Annotated in this window: 6 protein-coding genes; 1 reads left to right on the forward strand and 5 read right to left on the reverse strand. The window is 59.3% G+C overall.

What is annotated here, in order from left to right:
- Positions 1-62: 62 nt before the first annotated feature.
- Positions 63-719, reverse strand: coding sequence for an O-methyltransferase (locus tag PACILC2_RS13395; protein ID WP_244863486.1), 657 nt, complete (start codon positions 717-719; stop codon positions 63-65).
- Between the two features lie 309 nt (positions 720-1,028).
- On the opposite strand from PACILC2_RS13395, the gene PACILC2_RS13400 reads away from it, so the two are divergent.
- Entirely contained in the window at positions 1,029-3,017 is a 1,989-nt protein-coding gene (locus PACILC2_RS13400; RefSeq protein ID WP_213529121.1) for an LTA synthase family protein, read from the forward strand.
- Between the two features lie 64 nt (positions 3,018-3,081).
- Here the strand turns inward: PACILC2_RS13400 and PACILC2_RS13405 are convergent, their stop codons facing one another.
- The 4 genes from PACILC2_RS13405 to PACILC2_RS13420 all read right to left on the reverse strand — a co-directional run bounded on the left by PACILC2_RS13405 (position 3,082) and on the right by PACILC2_RS13420 (position 5,245).
- Positions 3,082-3,309 (reverse strand): YuzB family protein, encoded by a 228-nt coding sequence (locus PACILC2_RS13405; RefSeq protein ID WP_062494264.1) that lies wholly within the window; start codon positions 3,307-3,309, stop codon positions 3,082-3,084.
- Between the two features lie 20 nt (positions 3,310-3,329).
- The gene (locus PACILC2_RS13410) at positions 3,330-3,632 is read right to left on the reverse strand and encodes a hypothetical protein (protein ID WP_062494266.1); all 303 of its coding nucleotides are present in this window, start codon (positions 3,630-3,632) and stop codon (positions 3,330-3,332) included.
- 87 nt (positions 3,633-3,719) lie between these two features.
- Complete coding sequence (locus PACILC2_RS13415) at positions 3,720-3,962, reverse strand: hypothetical protein (RefSeq protein WP_062494269.1); 243 nt, start codon at positions 3,960-3,962, stop codon at positions 3,720-3,722.
- Between the two features lie 80 nt (positions 3,963-4,042).
- Positions 4,043-5,245, reverse strand: coding sequence for a M14 family metallopeptidase (locus tag PACILC2_RS13420; RefSeq protein ID WP_213529122.1), 1,203 nt, complete (start codon positions 5,243-5,245; stop codon positions 4,043-4,045).
- Positions 5,246-5,639: the final 394 nt, after the last annotated feature.

A 5,639-nucleotide genomic window follows, 5' to 3' on the forward strand; every position in this document is an offset into this window, starting at 1 on the left:
CATGCTGGGCGTACCATGAAAAGAAGGCCCGGGGCAGTTGCCGCCCCGGGCCTTGCTTCGTATCATTCGCTCTGTTTCACCACCGCCAAAGCCAAGCCGTCATACGCCGGCAATATCGTTGCGTCGAGCCGCTCGTCCGTCGCGATGCGTTCGTTGAACTCCCGCATCGCCACCACCGACGGTCCGACCCGATTCGGGTCCGCCGTCCGGCCGCGCAGCAAAACGTTGTCGGCGGCAATGACGGCTCCGGGGCGGGCGAGCCGGAGCGCCATGTCCAGATAGAACGGGTAGCCTTCCTTGTCCGCATCGATGAAGAAAAAGCCGAATCGCCGCCCTTCCGCCTCCAGTCTTGCCAGCGACTCCTTCGCATCGCCGATGATATAGTCGACGCGTTCCCCGAATCCCGCTTCCGTCATATGCCGCCTCGCTACTGCCGCGTACGGTTCCAGCAGTTCAAGCGATGTGATCCGTCCGCCCTCAGGCAGCCCGCGCGCCAGACAGATTCCGCTGTAGCCGCCGAGCGCTCCGATCTCCAGCACTTCCCGCGCACCGGACAGGCGCACCAGCAAGGTCAGCAGCCGGCCGTATCCCGGCGCCACCGATATTTCGGGCATGCCCTCCGTCCGTATCCCGGCGAGTGCCCGCTCCAACGTTTCATCTTGTCCGAACAGCTCTTCGATATAGCGCTCGGGCGCAACCGGGCCTTGTTCCGCTTTCACCTTCGCATGTCGCTCCTTTCGAATGCTCCGTGATGGCCGTGCAGCGGCTGGCGGAACAATGACGTTCCGCATGTTTGAAAATGCAAGCCGCTTTTTTGTCCTATACTTGATTGTATGTTTTTCCAGCCGATACGGCAACAATGGAAACAAGCGCCATGAACGGCCGGGCTTAAGCTGGCAGCCGCAATTTCCCAACGACTCCCAAAAGACTTGAAATCCTTTTTTGTTGTACGATATATTGAAAACGGTTTGTTAATGTTTCGTAAAAATCAAAAATGGGGCATAGCTTTTGGAAAGGAATTAAGGCTTATGATTAGTTCTTTACAGCAGACGGCGCGGCGCGGAATAAGAGTGACCGTCGAAATCGTGGAGCGGCTGTACGGGATCGAGCTGCTTTTGTTCTATGCGGCCATGCTGCTGAAGCTGATTCTGTTCGACCGTTTGATCGACGTGAAAAATATGGCCATGACGCCGGATGACGTGCTGGTCGCGCTCGGGTCGCTGGCGCTCGTGTCGTTCTGGACGATTCTTCTGCCGTTCCGGGGCCGGATTGCGGCGCTGGCGATTTTGAATCTGGTCCTGACGCTCGTCATTTATGCCGATCTGGTTTATTACCGGTATTTTCAAGACTTGATCTCGGTGCCGGTGCTGTTTCAGGCTTCGCAGCTCGATTCGCTCGGAGGCAGCATCGGCGCGCTGCTCAGGCCCGTCGACCTGTGGCTGTATGCGGACTGGCCGTTCGTCATTCCGTTCATGCTGTACGCGCTCTTCGGCAACCGGGATGCACGGCGGTCCCGCACGCACAACGCGGCGCGTCCCGTCTGGCGCAAGCTGACGCTGCGGCTGTCCGTCAGCCTCATCGTGTTTGCCTGCGGCATGGCGCTCGTCTTCGTCCCTGTCAATATCGCCAAAAATACGTGGGCCAAAGGACTGTTTTCCGGAAACTGGTGGAATGTGTCGCTGTACAACGTGACAGGCGTTATCGGGTTTCACGGTTACGACGCGTACCGGTATGCGGAACGCCGCCTTTTCCACCACAATAAGCTGCCGGCGGAACAGACGGCGGAAGCGGGCGATTGGTTCAAAGCGAGAGGAGAGGCGCGCGCACGGGCGGAGTCTGACGGACTGTTCGGCGCCTACAAGGGCAGCAACGTCATCGTCATCCAGGTGGAAGCTCTGCAAAATTTCGTCATCGGCCGTTCCGTCAACGGTCAGGAAGTGACGCCGAATATGAACAGGCTGCTGGAAGACAGCGTCTACTTCAGCCGGTTCTATCACCAGACCGCGCAGGGCAGAACGTCGGATGCGGATTTCGCCGTCCAATGTTCGGCCCACCCGGTGCTCAACGGTTCGGTATTTATCCAGTACGCGCACAACGAGTTCGAATGTTTGCCGAAAGTGCTGAAGGACAACGGATATACGGCAAGCGCCTTTCACGCTTACGAGGGCGGGTTCTGGAACCGCAACGTGATGTACGACCGGTTGGGGTACGATCATTTTTACAACAAAAAGCATTTCGCAATGGATGAGCCGCTCGGCTGGTCGCTCGGAGACGACTCGTTCTTTCAACAGTCGATCAGTTTGCTGGCGAAGCAGAAACAGCCGTTTTACGCGTTTCTCATTACGCTCACCAGCCATCATCCGTACTCGCTGCCGAAAGACCGCCGCAAGCTCGATGTCGGGGAGTACGACGGAACGATATTCGGCGATTACCTGCAATCCGTCCATTATGTGGACCAGGCGGTCGGCCATCTGGTAGAGCGATTGAAGAAGGAAGGATTGTGGGACAAGACGATATTGCTCCTGTACGGCGATCATGACAATTCGATCAACGAGTGGAGTTATTTCGAAAGCTTCGTCGGCAAACCGCTGAACGAAATCGAAAGGCAGCAGATGTTGAAGCAGGTGCCGCTGATCGTTCACCTGCCGGACGGGGCGCATGCCGGCACGTACGATGATGTAGGCGGCCAGATCGATCTGTCGCCGACGATCCAGCATCTGCTCGGCATCTCGACCAAAGATCAGCATTTGGTCGGCACCCCGCTCATTACCGCCAAGCCGGTCGCCGAAGACAAGCAGGTCGTGCTGCGAAGCGGCGCGTTTACCGACGGCAAGGTGTATTACTTGCCTTCTTCCGACGGCATTCCGGAAAACGGCGCATGCTGGGATCTGGCAAGCGGTGAAACGACCGATCCGGCAATTTGCAAGCCGGGCGCGCAAGCGGCCGCCCGGGAGCTGGCCGCTTCGGATCGGCTGGTGGAATACAATCTTGTCCCCGTCCTCTCGCGGGGCGAATGAGAGCAAAGCGAAAGCACCTTCGACCCGCTTCGATAGCGGTTCTGAAGGTGCTTTTCGATTGCCGTTAGGCGCGTTTAATAAATTTTGCCGCTTTCTCCAGCGCCTCGTCTTCGGTTGACGCCGTCAAATAACGGCCGTTGACGAAAATGAACGCCGATCGTTTGCACGGCCCGCAATACGACTTGCAGCCCACCCGGATGTCGGCGTCAGGCGCGAGCTGCCGCAGCCTGGGAAGCACGGTTTTGATGCGAATATGCCGGCATTTGTCGCATATCCGGATATCGTTGGCCATCGTCTGCGTTTTCCCGTCCCTCAATGATCGCCGTGGTTGCCCTTGGACGGATTCGTAATGACGAACCCTTCCTGCGGAAAATACAAATAGTCGATCTTGACGCCGTCGAGCAGATCGACGCCCTTCTCCATAATGACGTCGATGTCCTTGTCCGTTGCGACGACTTCGTCGTTCTCGCCGGCATCGTCAATCGCCAAGCCGTAATGGGCATGATCGCCGTGGGCATGAGTGATATAAACGCGAAGCTTCTTGCCCTCGTGTTCGGGCTTGTCCAATTCGGCGCGCAGCACTTTCGCGGCATTGCGTGTTATTTTGCAGTTCATCGGTTTCCCAGCTCCTTTGTCAGCTTCCGCCTTGCCGCCCGCGAGAGCGGCCTGTCCTCCCTATTGTATTGAAAGTACGGCCCCAGATCAACCTCGCGATCCGGAGCCGTATTTTCGTTCCATATATCGCGTGAAAAACTCCGCCGCCGCCATCGTGACCGCGATATCGTCGAACGGCAAAAGCGGCATGGCGTCAGGCAGCACCCAGTAAAGCAGCACCGGAATCGCAAACAGCAGCTTGTCGGCCGCCGATACGTCTTTCGATGCGAGCAGCCGGAAGACGCGTACGAACACATGCTTCCAATGGCGAAGCGACAACAGTTTCCGCATAGGCGACGCCCCCTTTATCTTCAGTATACCACAAGCCGCTTCCGCCTAAGCCTCCCCCTCGCCGCCGCTTCATTTCCGGACTACGGTTTCATCGCTTCCGCCAGCAGCCGCTCCACCTCTTCGTAATATTCGGGAAAACGCTCGAGCGGCAGCGGATTGACGCCGAGTCCCACCTCGACCGTAAATCCCGGCCTGCGAAACCGCTGGATGAACCAGTCCTTGAAGCCCGCGTCGCTGCCCGACAGCTTAACCGGCCTGTAGCCGCAAGCCCTGCCGAGACGCTGCGCCAGCCGCTCGGATTCGGGCGGCTCGTAATCGCGGTAGTTCCAGTAAATTTCCTGTCCTTGCGTATGAAGCGCCACGACCGCGTCGAACCGATGCGCCTCCGCGAATGCCGCCATCGCTGCCGCTTCCGGTTCGCTGAGCGGCGACGGTCCGGGATAATCGCGCGGTCCCGGCCCGGCCGTATCCCGGCGCTCGCATTCCGCTTCCCAATGAGCGGGAAACTGGTCGTTTAGATCGACGCCGCGAACGTTCGCCTTCCAGCGGTCGAAACGGCGCGACCCCCGGTTCCAGCGGAGAAGCTCCCGATAGAACGGATGGTCCGGCCGTACGCCCTCCTGAACGAGTTCGACGCCGTCGGGATTGACCATCGGCACGAGCCACAGCGTTGTCCGGCCGCACAATTCCCGGGCGGGCTCGCCCGCAATTTCCCCGCCGGAGGCGCATGCGGCGGCAAGCCGTTCCGCGAAACGCATCAGCAGAGCCGATGTAATCCATTCGTTGGCGTGAAACGAAGCGTTGACATGCAGCCGGCGCGGACCGCCGCCGATGCGCATGGCCGGCAACGGCTTGCCCAGCACGCTCGTGCCGATAACCGTGAGCTCCAGCCACGACGGATAACGTTTCTTCAGCGCCGCGCAATCGGCCATCATATCCCGGTAGCCGTATTCGGCCGTCGCGTCCACGATGCCTGGCGTCCCGGCCGGCGGAACGACGGCAACGGTTCCGGGATGCCAGCCTCCGGCGGCCAAAGCGGGATTGCAGCCGATCCAAGCGTCGGCGGGAATGCCGTACCGGCCGCTCAGGCTGTCCGGCGTATCGCCCGGTTGCAGCACGCGAAGGCGCGCAGGGCGGGCCGGGATGCGCAGCAAGTCCCCCGGCTGCGCATATTCGCCGGGCGCGATCGCCGGATTGGCCGCGTACAGCGCATACGGATTGACGCCGAACTTGCGGGCGATGCGCAAGTAGGTGTCGCCCGGGCGAACAGCATAGGTGAGCATGAGCATCCTCCTTTTGCGGCAGCACCGGCAACCGAAACGGCGGCAGCGGCGCGTGCCCGCTGCTACCATCGTATTCCCCTTATGGCCGGCGCATGACGGAAGCGGCATGGCGGCATAATGGCATGGCGGCATAATGGCATTACGACATGGCGGCCACCTCGGTGTGACACCAATCGCGGCAGTACCGCCGCCGAACGCCCGTGCACATCGGCCCCCGACGCGACTCCGGAAGGAACAAAGTTGCAAAAGTGCAGCTTTTTCGGACGGAAAATGGCCAAAACGTGAAAATTCCTGCGATAATACAGTTTTTTGATCGGTTCAAGCCAGACAAGTGGAAAATTGTCCAATAAATACTGTATTTTTGCAGAATTTTGTACCGCAGTCATCTATTCGG

Source organism: Paenibacillus cisolokensis (assembly GCF_018403665.1).
Lineage (GTDB): Bacteria > Bacillota > Bacilli > Paenibacillales > Paenibacillaceae > Paenibacillus_AH > Paenibacillus_AH cisolokensis.